Origin of the sequence: Salmonirosea aquatica (genome assembly GCF_009296315.1) — a bacterium.
GTDB classification, from domain to species: Bacteria; Bacteroidota; Bacteroidia; order Cytophagales; family Spirosomataceae; genus Salmonirosea; species Salmonirosea aquatica.
The window spans coordinates 3,465,723-3,481,454 of sequence record NZ_WHLY01000002.1 but is presented as its reverse complement, the minus strand read 5'-3'; the positions used below and the strand labels follow the sequence as shown (position 1 = coordinate 3,481,454).

14 protein-coding genes are annotated in these 15,732 nt (G+C 51.8%); 9 read left to right on the top strand and 5 right to left on the bottom strand.

Going from position 1 to position 15,732, the window contains the following annotated elements; genetic code table 11:
* Positions 1 to 163 precede the first annotated feature (163 nt).
* Together GBK04_RS15675 and GBK04_RS15670 are read right to left on the bottom strand one after the other, a co-directional pair.
* A complete protein-coding gene (locus tag GBK04_RS15675; RefSeq protein ID WP_152761232.1) occupies positions 164 to 841 on the bottom strand; it encodes an ABC transporter ATP-binding protein in 678 nt (225 codons plus the stop codon).
* Positions 842 to 929: 88 nt separating this feature from the next.
* Positions 930 to 2,177, bottom strand: a complete 1,248-nt coding sequence (locus GBK04_RS15670) for an efflux RND transporter periplasmic adaptor subunit (RefSeq protein ID WP_152766152.1) — start codon at positions 2,175 to 2,177, stop codon at positions 930 to 932.
* Positions 2,178 to 2,645: 468 nt separating this feature from the next.
* Here GBK04_RS15670 and GBK04_RS15665 point away from each other — a divergent pair, with 468 nt between their 5' ends.
* The 6 genes from GBK04_RS15665 (at position 2,646) to GBK04_RS15640 (ending at position 7,049) form a co-directional block, all read left to right on the top strand.
* Positions 2,646 to 3,992, top strand: coding sequence for a sigma-54-dependent transcriptional regulator (locus tag GBK04_RS15665; RefSeq protein WP_152761230.1), 1,347 nt, complete (start codon positions 2,646 to 2,648; stop codon positions 3,990 to 3,992).
* Between the two features lie 125 nt (positions 3,993 to 4,117).
* A complete protein-coding gene (locus tag GBK04_RS15660; protein WP_152761228.1) occupies positions 4,118 to 5,452 on the top strand; it encodes a sensor histidine kinase in 1,335 nt (444 codons plus the stop codon).
* A 55-nt stretch (positions 5,453 to 5,507) separates the two neighbouring features.
* On the top strand, positions 5,508 to 5,732 hold the full coding sequence (locus GBK04_RS15655) for a hypothetical protein (protein ID WP_152761227.1): 225 nt from the start codon (positions 5,508 to 5,510) through the stop codon (positions 5,730 to 5,732).
* Positions 5,711 to 6,103: a type II toxin-antitoxin system VapC family toxin gene (locus tag GBK04_RS15650; protein WP_152761226.1), complete on the top strand. Its 393-nt coding sequence runs from the start codon at positions 5,711 to 5,713 to the stop codon at positions 6,101 to 6,103. Before GBK04_RS15655 ends, GBK04_RS15650 begins: the two co-directional genes overlap by 22 nt.
* A 67-nt stretch (positions 6,104 to 6,170) precedes the next feature.
* Positions 6,171 to 6,584 carry a hypothetical protein gene (locus GBK04_RS15645; RefSeq protein WP_152761225.1) on the top strand — a complete coding sequence of 138 codons (414 nt, stop codon included), beginning with the start codon at positions 6,171 to 6,173 and terminating at the stop codon, positions 6,582 to 6,584.
* Between the two features lie 12 nt (positions 6,585 to 6,596).
* Positions 6,597 to 7,049 (top strand): hypothetical protein, encoded by a 453-nt coding sequence (locus GBK04_RS15640; RefSeq protein WP_152761223.1) that lies wholly within the window; start codon positions 6,597 to 6,599, stop codon positions 7,047 to 7,049.
* A gap of 36 nt (positions 7,050 to 7,085) precedes the next feature.
* On the opposite strand, the gene GBK04_RS15635 is transcribed toward GBK04_RS15640, so the two are convergent.
* Positions 7,086 to 8,444 (bottom strand): M28 family metallopeptidase, encoded by a 1,359-nt coding sequence (locus GBK04_RS15635; RefSeq protein ID WP_152761221.1) that lies wholly within the window; start codon positions 8,442 to 8,444, stop codon positions 7,086 to 7,088.
* Between the two features lie 322 nt (positions 8,445 to 8,766).
* Between GBK04_RS15635 and GBK04_RS15630 the strand changes: the two genes are divergently transcribed.
* The 3 genes from GBK04_RS15630 to GBK04_RS15620 all read left to right on the top strand — a co-directional run bounded on the left by GBK04_RS15630 (position 8,767) and on the right by GBK04_RS15620 (position 11,874).
* Positions 8,767 to 9,618: a TraB/GumN family protein gene (locus GBK04_RS15630; RefSeq protein WP_373331016.1), complete on the top strand. Its 852-nt coding sequence runs from the start codon at positions 8,767 to 8,769 to the stop codon at positions 9,616 to 9,618.
* 137 nt (positions 9,619 to 9,755) lie between these two features.
* A complete protein-coding gene (locus tag GBK04_RS15625) occupies positions 9,756 to 11,180 on the top strand; it encodes a Glu/Leu/Phe/Val family dehydrogenase (protein ID WP_152761217.1) in 1,425 nt (474 codons plus the stop codon).
* 79 nt (positions 11,181 to 11,259) lie between these two features.
* On the top strand, positions 11,260 to 11,874 hold the full coding sequence (locus GBK04_RS15620) for a DUF2721 domain-containing protein (protein ID WP_152761215.1): 615 nt from the start codon (positions 11,260 to 11,262) through the stop codon (positions 11,872 to 11,874).
* A 76-nt stretch (positions 11,875 to 11,950) separates the two neighbouring features.
* Here the strand turns inward: GBK04_RS15620 and GBK04_RS15615 are convergent, their stop codons facing one another.
* A complete protein-coding gene (locus GBK04_RS15615) occupies positions 11,951 to 13,948 on the bottom strand; it encodes a plastocyanin/azurin family copper-binding protein (RefSeq protein ID WP_152761213.1) in 1,998 nt (665 codons plus the stop codon).
* A 38-nt stretch (positions 13,949 to 13,986) separates the two neighbouring features.
* Complete coding sequence (locus GBK04_RS15610) at positions 13,987 to 15,705, bottom strand: PA14 domain-containing protein (protein WP_152761211.1); 1,719 nt, start codon at positions 15,703 to 15,705, stop codon at positions 13,987 to 13,989.
* Positions 15,706 to 15,732: the final 27 nt, after the last annotated feature.

Genomic DNA, 15,732 nt, shown 5'->3' with positions numbered 1-15,732 from the left:
CCACATAAAAAAATACAATCGTGGTTTACATTTTTTACTCAAAATCCAGACTTGGTTAAGGACGGGATAACGGCTAAACGGCCTTTCTGACATACCTCTGAGGTTGTCTATGTCCGTTAACCGTTATCCATTAACCTTTTAACCCTAAAAACCGCGTCAAAAGCTAAATATGTACCTTCTCGGTCACGACTTTCCCGTCAAACAGATTCACCGTGCGGTGGGCAAAACCGGCATCATAGGGTGAGTGCGTCACCATAATGATGGTGGTACCCGCTTCATTGAGTTGTTTTAATAGATTCATTACCTCTTCACCATTCTTGGAGTCGAGGTTACCCGTCGGCTCATCCGCCAGAATGATCTTGGGGGTAGCTACCACGGCCCGGGCAATGGCCGTGCGCTGCTGCTGACCACCGGAAAGCTGCTGCGGAAAGTGGTTGCGACGGTGCATCATGCTCATGCGCTCAAGGGCTGCCTCTACGCGCTGCTTGCGCTCATCGGCAGGAGTCTGTAGGTAGAGCAACGGCAGTTCCACGTTTTCATAGACCGTCAGCTCGTCGATCAGGTTGAAGCTCTGGAACACAAAACCAATATTTCCCTTCCGGATCTGCGCCCGCTGCCGCTCCGACATATTGGCTACCTCGGTTTCGTAAAATTTGTAGGAGCCTTCGCTCGGATTGTCCAAAAGCCCGAGGATATTCAAAAGCGTGGATTTACCACAACCCGAAGGGCCCATAATGGCTACAAACTCGCCGTCCTTAATTTCCAGGTCGATGCCGTTCAGGGCGGTGGTTTCCACTTCCTCGGTGGAAAATACTTTTTGGAGGTTTTTTATGTCAAGCATAGTTTTTAGGTATTTGGGATTTGTTTATCGTTGTTTTTATGAACCGCAAAGGCTTTGGTATTTACGTTTTTTCCTTGTGTCTCTGCCGTTAAAATTCCAGCACTTCGTTATCACCAAAGTTTTCGTAGGAACTGGTGATGACCTTTTCACCGGGCTTCAGACCTTCGAGAACCTCGTAGTATTCAGGATTCTTCCGGCCCAGGGTTATGTTTCGTTTTGTAGCACGGTTGCCACTTTCATCCACGACATACACCCAGTTGCCGCCCGTGTCGGAGAAGAAACCACCGACGGGAAGTAGGGTAGCCTTGGAGGGCTGACCGAGTTGAAGGCGAATAGGTGCCGACTGACCGCGCTTGATGCGCTCGGGGGCCCCTTTGGTAAAGCGCATATCGACTTCAAAGCGACCGCTCCGGACTTCGGGATAGATTTTTACGATTTCCAGACCGTAAGGCTGCCCGTCGAAATCCATGCTACCCGCCAGGCCCACGAAAATCCGGGAAATGTAGTGTTCGTCTACATCCACGCGCATCTTGAATCCGTCGAGGTCGTCGATTTGCCCGATGTTCTGACCCTGATTGATGTTGGAACCTACCTCGACGTTCATGGAGGATAGCAGGCCGCGCACGGGTGCTTTTACCACCAGGTTATCCAGCGTCTGCCGCCAGAGCGCCACGTTTTTCTGCGTGTTAGCGAGGGTACCTTCCAATTGCGAAATCTGCATTTTGGCGTTTTCTTCCTGGTATTTTTGTGATTCAACTTCAATATCGCGTTGCTGGACCAGTTTTTCGTAGTCACGCTTGGTCTTGAGGTAGTCCGCTTCGGGAATGACTTTGTCCCGGAAAAGTTGCTCGTTGCGAAGGTGGGCATCTTTGGCCTGAGCAATCTGGAAATCCAGTTCACTCAGTGCTTTTTGTAGATTAAAGCGTTCGACGCGAAGGCGTTGACGGGTATTTTGCAAATCGTTTACCAGACGGCTGGCCTCCGTTTCCGATTGCAGGAAGTTGAGTTTCAGGCTCTGGTTTTCGAGTTTCAGCAGTACCTCGCCCTCTTTGACCATGTTGCCGCCTTCCACCATTTTCTGAGTGACATAGCCGCCCACGATGGCGTCGAGCTGAATGGTTTTCAACGGTTGCACCACGCCCGTCACCACAATGAATTCGTCGAATTCGCCCTGGCTTACCGTCGATATTGTCACTTTATCCTGCTCCACGTTCAGTTTGGAGCGTTTATCGGCCCAAATCAATTGGTACAGTATGAAGGATACCAACAGCACACCCGCTACGAGGTAGCCTATGCGCCGGGTATTCCAGAATTTCTTTTTCTTGTTACGGTCCATGCCCGCTTGTCCGAGATTGGAGTCGGGTTTGGTAAGTGGTGTCCCTAATGGAGATGATTTCAGATCAGTAGCCATTTATTGTAGTGGATCATTGATAGTTGAAAATGCTTTTGCTGCTATATACTTTTTGTATTTGCCAAGGTATGTCCAATCCCTGTGCCAGAGGACAAGACATAATGTAAATTGCTGATTTTCAACCAAAAATACAATCATTGCGCTTTGATTATTGTTCATTATCGAACACTTTTGTTCGGCAATGGACAGTGTACTTTCCAGTGTCCTTTTCTAACTCTTTCTTTGTTAATACCTTAGCAAATCGTGATTTGAGCGGCATATTTATTGAAGCATGCCTGCCTGAACCGGGCAGACGCGGAGAGCATGTAAACCTTTCTGCCGACTTCGCGTAAATCTTACGAACTTTACGCCGGGCCGCCGGTGCGGTTCAGCTTTCGACTAAAAAAGATCCAAATGCAACTCTCCGAAGCCAAACTGCTCATTGTCGACGATGACGTTGATGTACTGAGCGCCGCCAAGCTGCTCCTCAAACGACACCTCAAACACGTGGACATTGAGAAGAATCCCGAAAAAATCCCATTTCTTATCAATAACGGCAATTACGACATTGTGCTGCTTGATATGAATTTTACCCGCGATGTGAGCAGCGGCCGCGAAGGTTTCCAATGGCTCGACCGCATCCTGGATCTTTCTCCAAAAATGACCGTCATTATGGTGACGGCCTATGGGGACGTGGAGATGGCGGTACGGGCCATCAAAGCTGGTGCCACGGATTTCGTACTGAAACCCTGGGAGAATGACAAGCTACTGGCTACGCTGGAAAAAGCGATGGACAGCCGCAAGGCCGAAGGTGATACCGAAGACACCTTGCCTTCCAAAGCACCACAATCCAACCTTATCGCCCAGAGTACCTCCATGCAGATGGTACTTGAAACCGCCGAGCGCGTGGCCCCAACGGATGCCAATGTACTCATTTTGGGAGAGAATGGTACGGGCAAAACCCAACTGGCCAGGCACATCCATGAAAGATCGCTCCGGACCCAGAAACCATTCGTATGCGTGGATTTGGGAGCTTTGAGCGAAAATCTGTTTGAAAGTGAACTGTTCGGTCATGTCAAGGGAGCCTTCACGGATGCTCGAGACGACCGCGCCGGGCGTTTTGAAGAAGCGCAGGGGGGTACCATTTTTCTGGACGAAATCGGGAACCTACCCCTGGCTCTGCAAGCGAAGCTCCTAACGGTGATTCAGGAAAGACGGGTGACGCGGGTAGGCTCCAACCGCCCGGTGGCCGTGGATGTACGGTTGATCTGCGCCACCAACCGCGACATCGACGATATGGTGGCCAACCGGAGTTTCCGGCAGGATTTGCTGTACCGCATCAACACCATCGAACTGGAACTACCTCCCCTGCGCGAGCGCCCCGACGACATTGCACCACTGGCGGAATTTTATTTGAAACAGTTCAGAAAAAAATACAACCGCCCGGTAACCTCCATAAGCAGTGCGCTTATTAAAAAAATGCAACAGTATACCTGGCCCGGAAATATCCGCGAATTGCAGCACGCCGTCGAACGGGCCGTGATTCTGGCCCAGGAAAAAGTGCTGCAGCCCGACGATCTATTTTTGAAGAACGCCGGTTCTGAGCCTGCCGCTGCCACGGCTTTCGATCTGGAAGACATGGAAAAAAACATGATCGTAAAAGCCCTGAAACGCTACAATGGCAACATCACCGATGCCGCCCGCGAACTGGGGTTGAGCAGAGCGGCCTTGTACCGGCGGCTGGAGAAGTATGGATTGTAAAAGAGTGGCAGAGGCACAAAGTGGTACTTTTCAAAAGAACAAACGCACCTATCGAAAAACAATTCAACACTGCGACGGCCCGCGCCGAACGTTTAAACAATTCAACAAAAAACATAAAACAATAATTGAAACATTTCTCTATCGGACTTCTTTGGCGGGTACTGCTGCTGGTATTAGCCGGGCTGGGATTGGGGTACCTCCTGTCGCAGCCAGTACCCAACGGCATGCTGGTCATGATGATGATGATCCTCGTTTTCTTCCTGGGAAACGGGCTGTACCGCTACGTGACGTCTTTCAACCGTAAGTTTGTACGCTTCCTGGAATCGGTGCGGTATTCCGATTTCACCATTAAGTTCCGCTCCGACAACGCCATGGGCGATACCTTCCAGGAGCTTAACCAGCAATTTAACGAAGTACTGATGGCCTTTCGACAGGCCCGCGCCGAAAAGGAAGCCAACTTGCATTACCTCAATACCATCGTGCAGCACATCGGTACCGGCCTGATCACCTTCGATGCTGATGGCAAGGTAAATCTGGTCAACAGTGCCGCGCTACGGATGCTGGAAATTTACCGGCTCCGCCAACTGAGCGATCTGGAAGAAACCCACCCACGCCTCTACGATTTACTTTCACAACTCGAGACCGGCGTGCGGGAGCTCTACCAAACGCCCAACGACCAGCCACTGGCGATCCAGGCAACGGCCATTCAGATGCGCGGTTCTTGGGTGCGCATCGTGGCGCTGCAGAATATCGGCACTGAGCTGCAACAAAAAGAAGTGGAAGCCTGGCAGAACCTGACCCGGGTACTGCGCCACGAAATCATGAACTCCATGACGCCCATCGTGTCGCTGGTAGGTACCATGCGGCTGATTGTCGATGAGGATATCGAAAAAACCACCACCAACCAGGAGGCTGTTGAGGATTTGAAGGAAGCACTCCAAACGCTGGAAAAGCGCAGCCAGGGCATGATGAAGTTCGTGAACGCCTACCGCGATTTTACCACCCTACCCAAACCCAACATGCGGACGATTCCGGTACAAGAGCTCATCCAGGAAGTACTCCAGCTATTACAGGCTGACCTGACGGCCGCCGGGGTACTTTGGAAATCGGAAGTATTGCCGGAGAATCTGGTGTTAGTCGGTGATGCCGACCAACTGCAGCAGGTACTCATCAACCTGATCAAAAACGCTCTGGAGGCCGTCCGTGAGCAGGCCCATCGACTCATCGACATCCAGGCTTTCCTGACCGACAATCAGAAGGTATCCATCAGTATCCGGGACAATGGCTACGGCATCGAACCCGAAGCGCTGGAAAAAATCTTCATTCCATTTTACACCACCAAGAAAACCGGCTCGGGCATTGGACTGAGCCTGTCGAGGCAAATTCTCCAGCAGCATAACGGCAATCTGGTCGTCAGCTCGGAAGTAGGTAATGGAACGGTTTTTTCGTTAATTTTGTGATACTTAGAGAGATCCGAGAGTTGGTAATACCGCGCTTATTATAAATCTGAAAGTCATGGACGTACAGTATGTTTCCGATTCCCAGGGAAAAACCACCTCAGTTATAATCCCGATCGAGGATTGGAATAAAATTAAAGACCGGTACGAAGAAGTGAAGAAGGTAGAAAAGTCAAAGAAAAAGCCTTCGGATTTTAGGGGGGCTATTTCCTCAGAAACAGCTGAACAGTTGAGGGAATATACTAAAAAAGCGAGAGCAGAATGGGACAGAGACATCCCATAGATTCCAATGCGGTTATTGATTATATTGAAGATAAACTACCTGTCAAGTCTGCTTTGGCATTGGATAGAATTTTAGACAGCAATTTGAATACCTCCATTGTCGTGCGAATTGAAGTACTTGGCTTCAACGGTTTAGTACCTCAAATGCAAAAACTCAAAGAATTCCTTGACTTGGCGACAACCTACTATATTGACGACGATATCGCAGTCAAAACCATCGAGTTGCGCAAAACTTATCAGAAGCTAAAATTAGGCGATGCCATTATTGCCGCTACTGCTTTGGTACACGATCTTACAATCATCACCCGAAATACCAAAGATTTTAAGAATATCGAGGGCATTGACTGCATGAATCCGCACAAAATGGGGTAATATTTTTCTGTTTTGACCTTCCAACCCTTTTGCCTTCCCTTGGGTCTTGAATAAAAAACGGACGACCATGAAACACTTTACGCTGCTTTTGGGGATTGGCCTGATATTCTTTTCCTGCCAATCCGACCGGATTGGCCCAAAGCCTGTCGAGAAAGTTATCAAGTACAAGGAGTCCATCGAATTGCCAAACGGTGAACTGACATTTGCCGGAGTGGAAGACGGCCGTTGTCCTCAAGAGCTTTTATGCATCTGGGGCGGAAGTGTTGTAATTGACCTAGGGCTCAGATCAGCCAAATACGAAAAGACATTAAAGCTCATTTTGGGACAAGGGAGTGAGCTTCAGAAAGCTCAGGTCAGTTTGGACGGAACAACGTATTTAATAGAATTTATCGAAGTCGTCAGCCCTACCTATCGAAGTTCTGAGAATCCCGTTCCGAAAGAAAAGTACATTGTCAAACTAAAAATCCAAACAATACCTTAATTCACATCAGCCATGAAATATACCACCTTACTATTGGGAGCTAGCCTATTGCTTATCTCCTGTAAATCTGATTCCATTACTGCCCAAGCCGTCGAAAAAACAATCCGCTACCACGAAACGGTCAGCCTGACATCTGACAATCCTACTACGCTGACTTTTGCCGAAGTAGCGGATAGCCGTTGTCCCGAAGGTGCCACCTGCGTGTGGGCCGGCAATGCAATCGTGGACCTGGATATAAAAGCCGCCGCTACTGCGGAGCCCCAGCGCATCCAGATGTGCCTGGGTGATTGTAATTCACTTTATCCCAAGACCGGCTTCCGAGAAACCGACACCGCTACGGTCAATGTTGATCAGGCAAAGTACAGACTTATCCTGACGGAAATTGCCCCCTACCCTCGCCTGTCGGGCGCAAATCCTTCCAAGGAAGCCTATACGATAAAACTGAAAATCGAAGAAGATCAATAGCAGAAAACGGCTCAATTCTAGGTGAAGGTACCCTACTCAACGCATACCAGGCTTGGGAATTACGGGCAAACCTTCGTTGCCATCTTCGCTGACGGCCTGCACTGCAAAGAAGTAGTTGTCTTTGGAATAGGGTAGCTCGGCACCTAGCTTGTCGGTAAAAATTTTCTTTTGCCAGGTAGGCCAGTGCGTCTCACGCATCAAAATATAGTACCCCTTCACCTTACCCGTTTTAGGCGCCTGCCAGTAGAGCTTAGTCGTATTTGACAGGCTGCGTACGTCCATCGTGACATTTTGGGGCTGCATGGGCGATTTGGCCAGGTTACTCAGGTTGGCCAGGTTCATGGCCGTATTCTTGCGCAGGTACTCGAAGTCCATGTGCTCGACTTTATCGCCGTATTCAATGCCGTTTTCAGTACGCAAGTCCTGGTGTTGGTGCTGGAAATTCTCATTCATTTCGGTAATCCTGACTGCCGCAAATCCCCGGTTGACGTAGGGTGTATGGTCACCGCCGCGCAGGTAACGGTCGTTGCGGTATATCATCCGTACTTCCAGCTGATCGACGTAGCGCTCACCTACCTCCTTCACGTAGCGGGCCAGGGTCCGGGCTTTGCCGTCATTTTCCAGTCCGTATTGCCGTACCGAAGCAGCCGTTTTGTCGGTTTCAAAACCCGAAAGTCCTTCACTGAATATCCGTACGATGGTGTTGTCGATGATGTGCGTATCATGGCTGTTATTAGAGCCCATGATGTCGTTGTTGAGCAGGGCTTCCAGGTTCCACTTTTCGTCCACGGCCCGTTGGGCCAGATGATCCGCGCCCAGCAGGCCTTGCTCTTCGCCGCATACCGTCACGAAAATAATCGTGGCGGGGAAAGCCTGCTTACTCATCACCCGTACCAGTTCGATGACCGCTGCCGTACCGGAGCCATCGTCGTTGGCTCCGGGCGCGTCGTCGGTACTGTTCATGACGTTACTCACGCGGCTGTCCATGTGCCCGCTGACCAGAAAAATGCGATCATCCGCCGGATCGGTACCTTTGAGCGTCGCCATGACGTTGCCCATTTCCACCGCTTTATCCACGCGGCGGCCATCGGGCTGGAGCGTCCAGGTGTCGATGGTAGCCGTCAGCCGTCCACTGGACTGCTTGCCGTATTCCTGGAACTTGCTCAGAATCCACTCCCGGGCAGGTACAATACCCCGCTTGCCCTGCGTACCGCTCAGGGTTTGGCGCGTCCCGAAACTTACGAGTTTTTCTACATGAGCTTTGAGGCTATCGGCTGACACCTGTTCGACCATCTGGGCAATAGCCGGGTCGCGCTGGACGATGGTCTGAGCCAAGGAAGGCAGGAAAGAAGAAAGAAAGAAGGAGAAAAAAATTGAGTAAAGAATCCTTTTCATAGAAAACGGGTGCTGGTTTTGGGGTTAAAAGGCTAATATAGGTCAAAAACACAATCCCTTGCTTAGACTGTGTGCTTTTTGTCGAACGAATAGATGTTCTGTCAACAAATTCAGTAATTCTCCTGTCCGCCCACACCCCCGTCACGTAATGCTTTCGATTTACCTGTATTGACTGCCTAGAAAAGTAGTCAGGGCCATTTTGCAGCTTTTGTCCTCGTATACTCTGTTTTTCAACGGGTACCTTCATAAGCTCTAAGGGTGAAAGATTGTGATCCGTCTCAATTCATGAAAAATTGCTATGGTTAAATATGTTGCTTGTTTTTTGTTGCTACTACAACCCCTTTTCGGGGTAGGGCAGGATCGGCCCGGAACGCTACTTTGGGAGGTAAGCAAGCCGGGGGTACCCCATACCTCCTACCTGTTCGGTACCTTTCATGAAGTCAATGCTACCTTTTTTTCCTCGCTGCCAAATGCCGTTGAGAAACTGGATCAATCGGAAATATTGTACGTCGAAGAGAAAAGGAGTGATGCCCAGAACGTGGCTGGCGCCAATAATCTGACTTTCTGGACGCGTGAACAATGGGAAGGTACCCTGAATCCCGACCAAGAAAAAGTATTTGCTTCTTTTGTGGAAAAAGCAGAAGATCCGACCTACTATACCTACCCTCCCCTGCTACTGACCAGCGCGCTGGCGCGTATCTATATTCAAAATTTTTGCGACACCCTCAATCGACAATCGGGCGAGCTTATGGATCACTTCATCGAAAAAATGGGGCATTTCCGGAACAAACAGGTACTTTCCCTCGACCGATCCCACATGGATATCTTGGCAGAAGGCGCAAAAAGCCGGGATTCGATCCAGAATGCAGGCTATGCAAAAGCCGTGATCGAACTGATGGACAAGATGCTGAAAGACGACGCCACCGACTGTGAGATTGTCCAGCACTACACGAGTTTTCAGATTGACTACCAGCTCGATGCTCCCATCAAAACCGCGAGCGACGCCTACCAGCTACACCAACGGAACGACGCCTGGATGGTGACACTTGATCAGGCTTTCCGCGAGCATCCGTGTTTTGTGGCCGTGGGGTACGGGCATTTGCGTTTTAAAGAAGGACTCATCGGGCAATTACGCGCTTTGGGGTACCTTGTAAAGCCCCTTCCGGTCCGTTAGACCTTGGCTCCGGGGTAGAAAATCCACTCCGTTCACCCGCATTTCTTCACAAAAGGTAGAACTATTCGGCGTAGTTTTTTCATATTTGTCAGAGGAGGTCCGATTGGTCCTCGCTTACACTTCAAACCCTGGAAATTATGTCAGATCACCTGGAAGAAGGAAAAAAATTCCTCGACACCGTCATGCACTATTACGACAAAGCCGCGCAGCATACCGGCCTGTCGAGCGGTTTGATCGAGCGCATCCGTCATTGCAACAGTACCTATAAAGTCATTTTTCCCGTAGAAGTAGATGGCGAAATTCATAACATCGAGGGAATTCGTGTTCAGCACAGCAATCACAAACTACCCACCAAAGGCGGCATTCGGTACAGTACGGAGGTATCGGAAGATGAAGTAAAAGCCCTCGCCACGCTCATGACGTTCAAATGTGCGGTCGTGAACGTACCCTTCGGCGGGGCCAAGGGCGGTGTCAAAATCGACCCGCGTCAGTCGTCTCCCGAGATGCTGGAAAAAGTCACGCGCCGCTTCGCCGCCGAGCTCATCAAGAAAAACCTGATCGGCCCGGCGGTGGATGTACCTGCCCCCGACTACGGTACGGGCGGGCGCGAAATGGGCTGGATCGCCGACACCTACATGACCTTCAAATTTGGCGATACCAACGCGCAGGGCTGCGTGACGGGCAAGCCCGTGGGCATCGGCGGCATACGCGGGCGCACGGAGGCTACGGGCCTGGGCGTTTTCTTCGGCCTGCGCGAGTTTTTCAAATTCGAAGACGATGTAAAAAAACTGGGGCTCACGACGGGTCTGAAAGACAAAACCGTGATTATTCAGGGCTTTGGTAATGTGGGTTTTCATACTGCCAAGTTCCTGCACGAAGAGGGCGCAAAAATCATTGGCATCGCCGAATATGACGGGGGCGTCTATAATGAAAATGGTATCAACATCGGTGCTCTGGACGAGCACCGGAAAGCCACCAAGTCCGTCACGAAGTTTCCCGGCGCGACCGACATCGCCGACTCGCGGTCGATGCTCAACATGCCCTGTGATATTCTGATACCTGCCGCGCTCGAAAATCAGATCAACGAGGAGAACGCCAATTCCATCAAGGCCAAAGTGATCGCCGAAGCAGCCAATGGTCCCGTCACGATGCAGGCCGAGGAAATTTTGCTTTCCAAGGGTATCGTCATCATTCCCGACCTCTACCTTAATGCCGGCGGTGTGACAGTTTCGTACTTCGAATGGCTCAAGAATATCTCCAATGTGCGTTTCGGACGCATGGGCAAGCGGGCTGATGAAAAGAGTTTTGAAAAGATAATCGGCTCGGTGGAAACGCTTACCGGCAAAAAGCTGGATGCCGAAAACCGGGCCGACATCACGCACGGTTCCGACGAAGAGGATATCGTGCGCTCGGGCCTGGAAGATACCATGATTGATGCCTACCACGAAATGCGCAACGCGCTCGTAGCCAAACCCGAACTGGGCGATCTGCGCACGGCGGCTTTCTACGTATCCATTCAGAAAATCGCCCTCAGCTATCAGATGTTGGGCATTTTTCCATGAAATAACTTTTGGAAGAAAGGGGTACCTTGGGCTTTGGAGGCCGCTGGTACCCCTTCCTGCCTGCAATCATCGGAGGCATATGAACCTGAGTGATTTCATAACCATTACCAAACTTTCGCAAACACTGACGATCCTTTCGTCGATGATCGCGCCGGTGGTGCTCATCCTGGCCTGTGGTTCGCTGATTACCATCACCTCGCAACGCCTGAATCTGGTCGTCGAACGGTGCCGGTTCCTGATTGATGAGTTGAAGGAAATGGTACAAAAATCTGAAACACCTACCGACACAGCGACCAGTGAAACGCAACTGCTACTGTTCCTGATGGACAAGGCCTCTCACCGTACCCGGCTGCTGCAACGAGCGCTCACTACGCTGTATCTTTCATTGGGAACGTTCATCGCGACCAGCCTGAGCCTGGGGATTCTGGACGTGATCAATTCGCGACGTACCTGGCTTCCCGTTTTGTTGAGCATACTCGGTGCGCTCATGCTGTTTTATACCAGCGTACTCCTGATCAGCGAATCCCGACTGGCGCGGCAGGCCATCAACCGTGAATTGGATGAGGCCCTGCATTACTTCAAAACCAATCTGGAAGGATTGTCGGGGCGGAAAAAGCGGAGATGGTGGCGGCGGAAGGCACGTGAAAATCCAATAAAGAAAACCGCTGAGGCAGTGCCATCCACCGAGTCATAGCATCTTGCAATATCAAAAATTAGGGGGTACTTTTCTTAGAAAAAAGTACCCCCTAATTAAATTACTTAAACCCTCCCTACTTCACTACCTTCAATTTTCCCTGCATTAATGTATAGTGGCCGGGGAAGGTACATACGTACTGGTAATCACCCGCTTTGGCGGGAGCCACAAAATAGAGGGCCTCGCTGCTTTCGGGCTGCATAAGTGCGGTATGGTACAGTACGTTGGGCGAGTCAGGGATGTAGTTCATTTCCGCGCCTTTAAGTCCCAGATTCAGAGCGGCTTCTCCCACCGAATTGGCCATGCCGGGTTTGGTGATGACGCAGTTGTGCAGCATGTCGTCGTTGTTGTTGAATACCAGCTTCACCTTACTACCCGCTTTGACCTGAATCTCCGCCAGGTCGAATTTCAGGCCCGGCTTGGTACCCAGCGTGACGACCTGGTCGGGGCCATTGGTCCAGCTGGCGGGTTGAGTCGTCACACGCTTGGTCGAGTTAGCAACGGGCATCGCTTCGGTAGCGGTGTGCTGACTATGATCCATTCCCGACATCGTATTCTTGCTGCTGGCCGTAAACTGCGACGCGTCGGCTTTTCCACCCGGTGCGATTTCATTCAGGGTATAGTACCCTACATTGTGCAAAAGCGACAAACCTTCTTTCGATTTCAAGCCTTCGGCTTTCACTTCGTGGATGTACCCCTTGCGCAGTTTGGTTTCGTCCACCACCAACCGGGCGCTCAGGCCGTCGGCAGCCACTACGATGCCCTTGATCGCCAAAGGTTCGGCGTTGATGATCGGACTACCGTAGGTGTGGTGGTACTTGTAGGTAAAGCTGTTAAGACTGTACGAAGCAGGATCACCCGCTGTGGCGGGATCTACGGGCAAAGTGAAGGTCAGTTCGAAGCCGTCCGGTTTGGAGCGGATGGTTTTGATTTCAAAAGGTGTCTGCCCCGTCCACACGACCCGCTGAATGCCGAAGGGTTCCTTGCCCGTAGCCGACCAGCCCCGGGCGGTCTGACCTACGAACAGCGAGCCGTCCAGGCCCCATACCAACCGGATCAGGCCCGATTCAAATTTTTCGCGGAACGGAAAGGAAGCTCCCTGCCACACGCCATTCACTTTCTCCATGTCCACGCGCATAATTTTGCTGTGGCCCTGATCGCCGACAAACATCTGCCCGGCAAATGGTCCGAAGGCCCCGCCGGTAGTATCTTCTTTAAAATCGGACGTCGAGATACCCATCAGCGTGTGTGGAAACCATACGGCTGGCGGCTTAATGCCGGGGGTACGTTGGGCTACGTCGTAGAGCGGTTCGCCGGTGTCGGGTACATCTTCGGGGCGCAGCTTTACGGGTGAACCGTCTTCATTGCTCCACCGCAGTCCGGCAGGGTTGCCGGCAAAATCACCCTTCTCCAAGTGTGTCATGCGACCCGAACCTACCCAGTCGCCCTGGTTTTCGGTATAGAAAATATCACCTTTGAACTCGCCAAAACCCGCCGGAGAGCGCAGTCCTGTAGCCCAGGGGGTCAGTTTTCCGTCTTCACCCAATTTGAGCATCCAGCCCCGCCATTTCGACTGGCTGGCACCCTTACCGATCCAGTCCAGATTGAGCGTAATAATCATCTCACCATTGGAAAGGGGTACCGGACCGTAGGAGTACTGGTGGTAGTTGCCCGACAGCGGCCAGCGCGCGAACGAATCATACACATCGGCCACGCCATCATTGTCGGTATCCACCAGTTTGGTGACCTCACCCCGTTGGGTGATCAGGAAATGATCGCCCCGATAGAGCAGGCCCAGTGGTTCGTGCAGACCATGCGCAAAGCGGCTGAAGGTAGGTCGCCCGTTGCCTTTCATGTAAGGATTGCCGATCATCCACACCTCACCGCGCCGGGTAGAGGCCGCCAGGCGACCATCAGGCAGCACGGCCAGTCCGCCCACTTCCATCTGAATATCCTGCGGAATCGGCATCGTGATGATCCGGTAATAATCATCCTCGGTCATGGGACGGTTCTGGGCAAAGCCGAGTGTCGCAACCGTCAGAAACCCTATCAGGTTAACTAGGTACTTTTTCATTTTATATAATTGGTTTTCAAATACGTCAATCTCAAAACTCACCAAAACATCGTGTAACTCACCGTCCCGCTCACGGGAAGCAGCAGTTCCTGCCGACCCGCCGAAGTGCGTTGCATGACCTTGGCCTTGCCATCAACCCGAACGTAATACCGGTTGTCGATCTTGTACAATCCTTTTTCAACCAGCGTGATGTTTTCACCCGTACCCAGCAACGCGTACAAATTCGGCACCGCCGCCCCGGCTACGGCGATGGTACGGGTGAGGCCCGCGGCATTGGCGGCAATCTGGTCGGTCAAGGTAGCGGGGCCGAACGCGTAACGCAGCGTAGGGGTACCTTGTGCATCGAGGCGGTAACCCAGATAGTTCAGATTGGAGGAGTCGGGCCATGCGGTAGCTTCATTCGACAAAACGGCATAGCTGCTTTGCCCGGAAACGGGTACGGTCAAACCCGCCGTTTCCAGAAGCTGCGGCTCGCCGCGCTCGTACCACATTTCGGTGACGTCGGCAAACTGCCCCCGCCAGGTTTGGAGCAAGGCCGCCCGGTTGAGATCCATCGTATAATGCCAGCCCGCCGGACTACCCACCGACAGGGCATGGGTACGTTTGCCTTTTTCGTCTTGATAATGGATAAATGAGCGAATCATCTCAGGCCGTCCTTCGGGCGTCACGCTTATGTAAGGCTTGGGATCGGGCACCGGCAACGACGACAAGGTAGTCAAATCATAAGGACGTACCCCGGCCGTGGACACACTCAGTCCCAGAGCCGGAGCCCGCCAGGGAAAGCGGGAGTAACGCAGCGTAAACCGGTGTTTACCCTTATCCAGCATTACCTGCCCCGTATGGGTATCTTGCGAGGTACTTTCACCCACAGCCAGTACCTCCTTACCATCCACAGTCAGTTGCGCTACCGGCCCCGACTGGGCTATTGTGAAAATATACTCACCTGCCTCGTCGGCCTGCATTTCTCCTTCAAAAATCAGGTGAAACTCCCGCATACCGTTACCCAGCTCCTGGGTGATGGCGGCGGTTTTGACCTCCCGTTCCACTTTTACGGGATTTTTGGTATCCCACGCATCGGTGAATAATTTATACGACAGGTTCCCGACGGACAAAGGCTTACGGTTAGCCAGCGATTGGTACCCCATGTTCCGAAAAGCCACGGTACCTTTGGTTATTTCCAGGGCAAGGGGCTGGCCTTGGGTCAGTGGCTTAGTCAGAGGCAGGTACTCACCCTGCTGTATGATCACGCCATTCAGCATTACTGAGTTCAAACGTGCCGTGCCGGGTTCAGTGGCAGTCGAAGCGTCATAGGCCAGCTCCAGAGTCTGCCATAGCCCCGCGGCCTTGGTAGCATTCTGGAGCGGAAACAAACCGGCATAGCCGCTCGTGGTGGCACCTGGCTCGTTGACGGAACTTCCTTCAGCCAGCAGCACCCGAGAGCCACCAGGCAGAACGACCTGGGCTTGCGCGCCTAGCGAAAGCATGAAATCAAAGCGCAGGCGCAAATCCTGCATCGTGGCCCGGGTTTTCAGCGTCTGACCCGCCGAGCCAATGAGTACGCCGCTACCGCTACGCTCGGGGTTGACAGACCCACTTGTAGGGTTGACCATCAGTCCCGAGGACAGTTTCCAGCCCGAAGAAGGTGATTCAAAAGCACTCAGGTCATTCAGAGAAATGGGGGTGTAGTTTCCGGCCGTCTGAGCCTGGGCAGTGCCCAGCAGCAGGGAAAGCAAACCACTATATCGTAGGAATTTCATTGGAACAGGTTATTAAATGAGATAGTC

Bases quoted from the DNA above. Each gene is read 5' to 3' on its own strand.
- GBK04_RS15675 (WP_152761232.1), bottom strand. From the start codon at position 841: ATGCTTGACATAAAAAACCTCCAAAAAGTATTTTCCACCGAGGAAGTG.
- GBK04_RS15670 (WP_152766152.1), bottom strand. From the start codon at position 2,177: ATGGACCGTAACAAGAAAAAGAAATTCTGGAATACCCGGCGCATAGGC.
- GBK04_RS15665 (WP_152761230.1), top strand. From the start codon at position 2,646: ATGCAACTCTCCGAAGCCAAACTGCTCATTGTCGACGATGACGTTGAT.
- GBK04_RS15655 (WP_152761227.1), top strand. From the start codon at position 5,508: ATGGACGTACAGTATGTTTCCGATTCCCAGGGAAAAACCACCTCAGTT.
- GBK04_RS15650 (WP_152761226.1), top strand. From the start codon at position 5,711: ATGGGACAGAGACATCCCATAGATTCCAATGCGGTTATTGATTATATT.
- GBK04_RS15645 (WP_152761225.1), top strand. From the start codon at position 6,171: ATGAAACACTTTACGCTGCTTTTGGGGATTGGCCTGATATTCTTTTCC.
- GBK04_RS15640 (WP_152761223.1), top strand. From the start codon at position 6,597: ATGAAATATACCACCTTACTATTGGGAGCTAGCCTATTGCTTATCTCC.
- GBK04_RS15635 (WP_152761221.1), bottom strand. From the start codon at position 8,444: ATGAAAAGGATTCTTTACTCAATTTTTTTCTCCTTCTTTCTTTCTTCT.
- GBK04_RS15625 (WP_152761217.1), top strand. From the start codon at position 9,756: ATGTCAGATCACCTGGAAGAAGGAAAAAAATTCCTCGACACCGTCATG.
- GBK04_RS15620 (WP_152761215.1), top strand. From the start codon at position 11,260: ATGAACCTGAGTGATTTCATAACCATTACCAAACTTTCGCAAACACTG.
- GBK04_RS15615 (WP_152761213.1), bottom strand. From the start codon at position 13,948: ATGAAAAAGTACCTAGTTAACCTGATAGGGTTTCTGACGGTTGCGACA.
- GBK04_RS15610 (WP_152761211.1), bottom strand. From the start codon at position 15,705: ATGAAATTCCTACGATATAGTGGTTTGCTTTCCCTGCTGCTGGGCACT.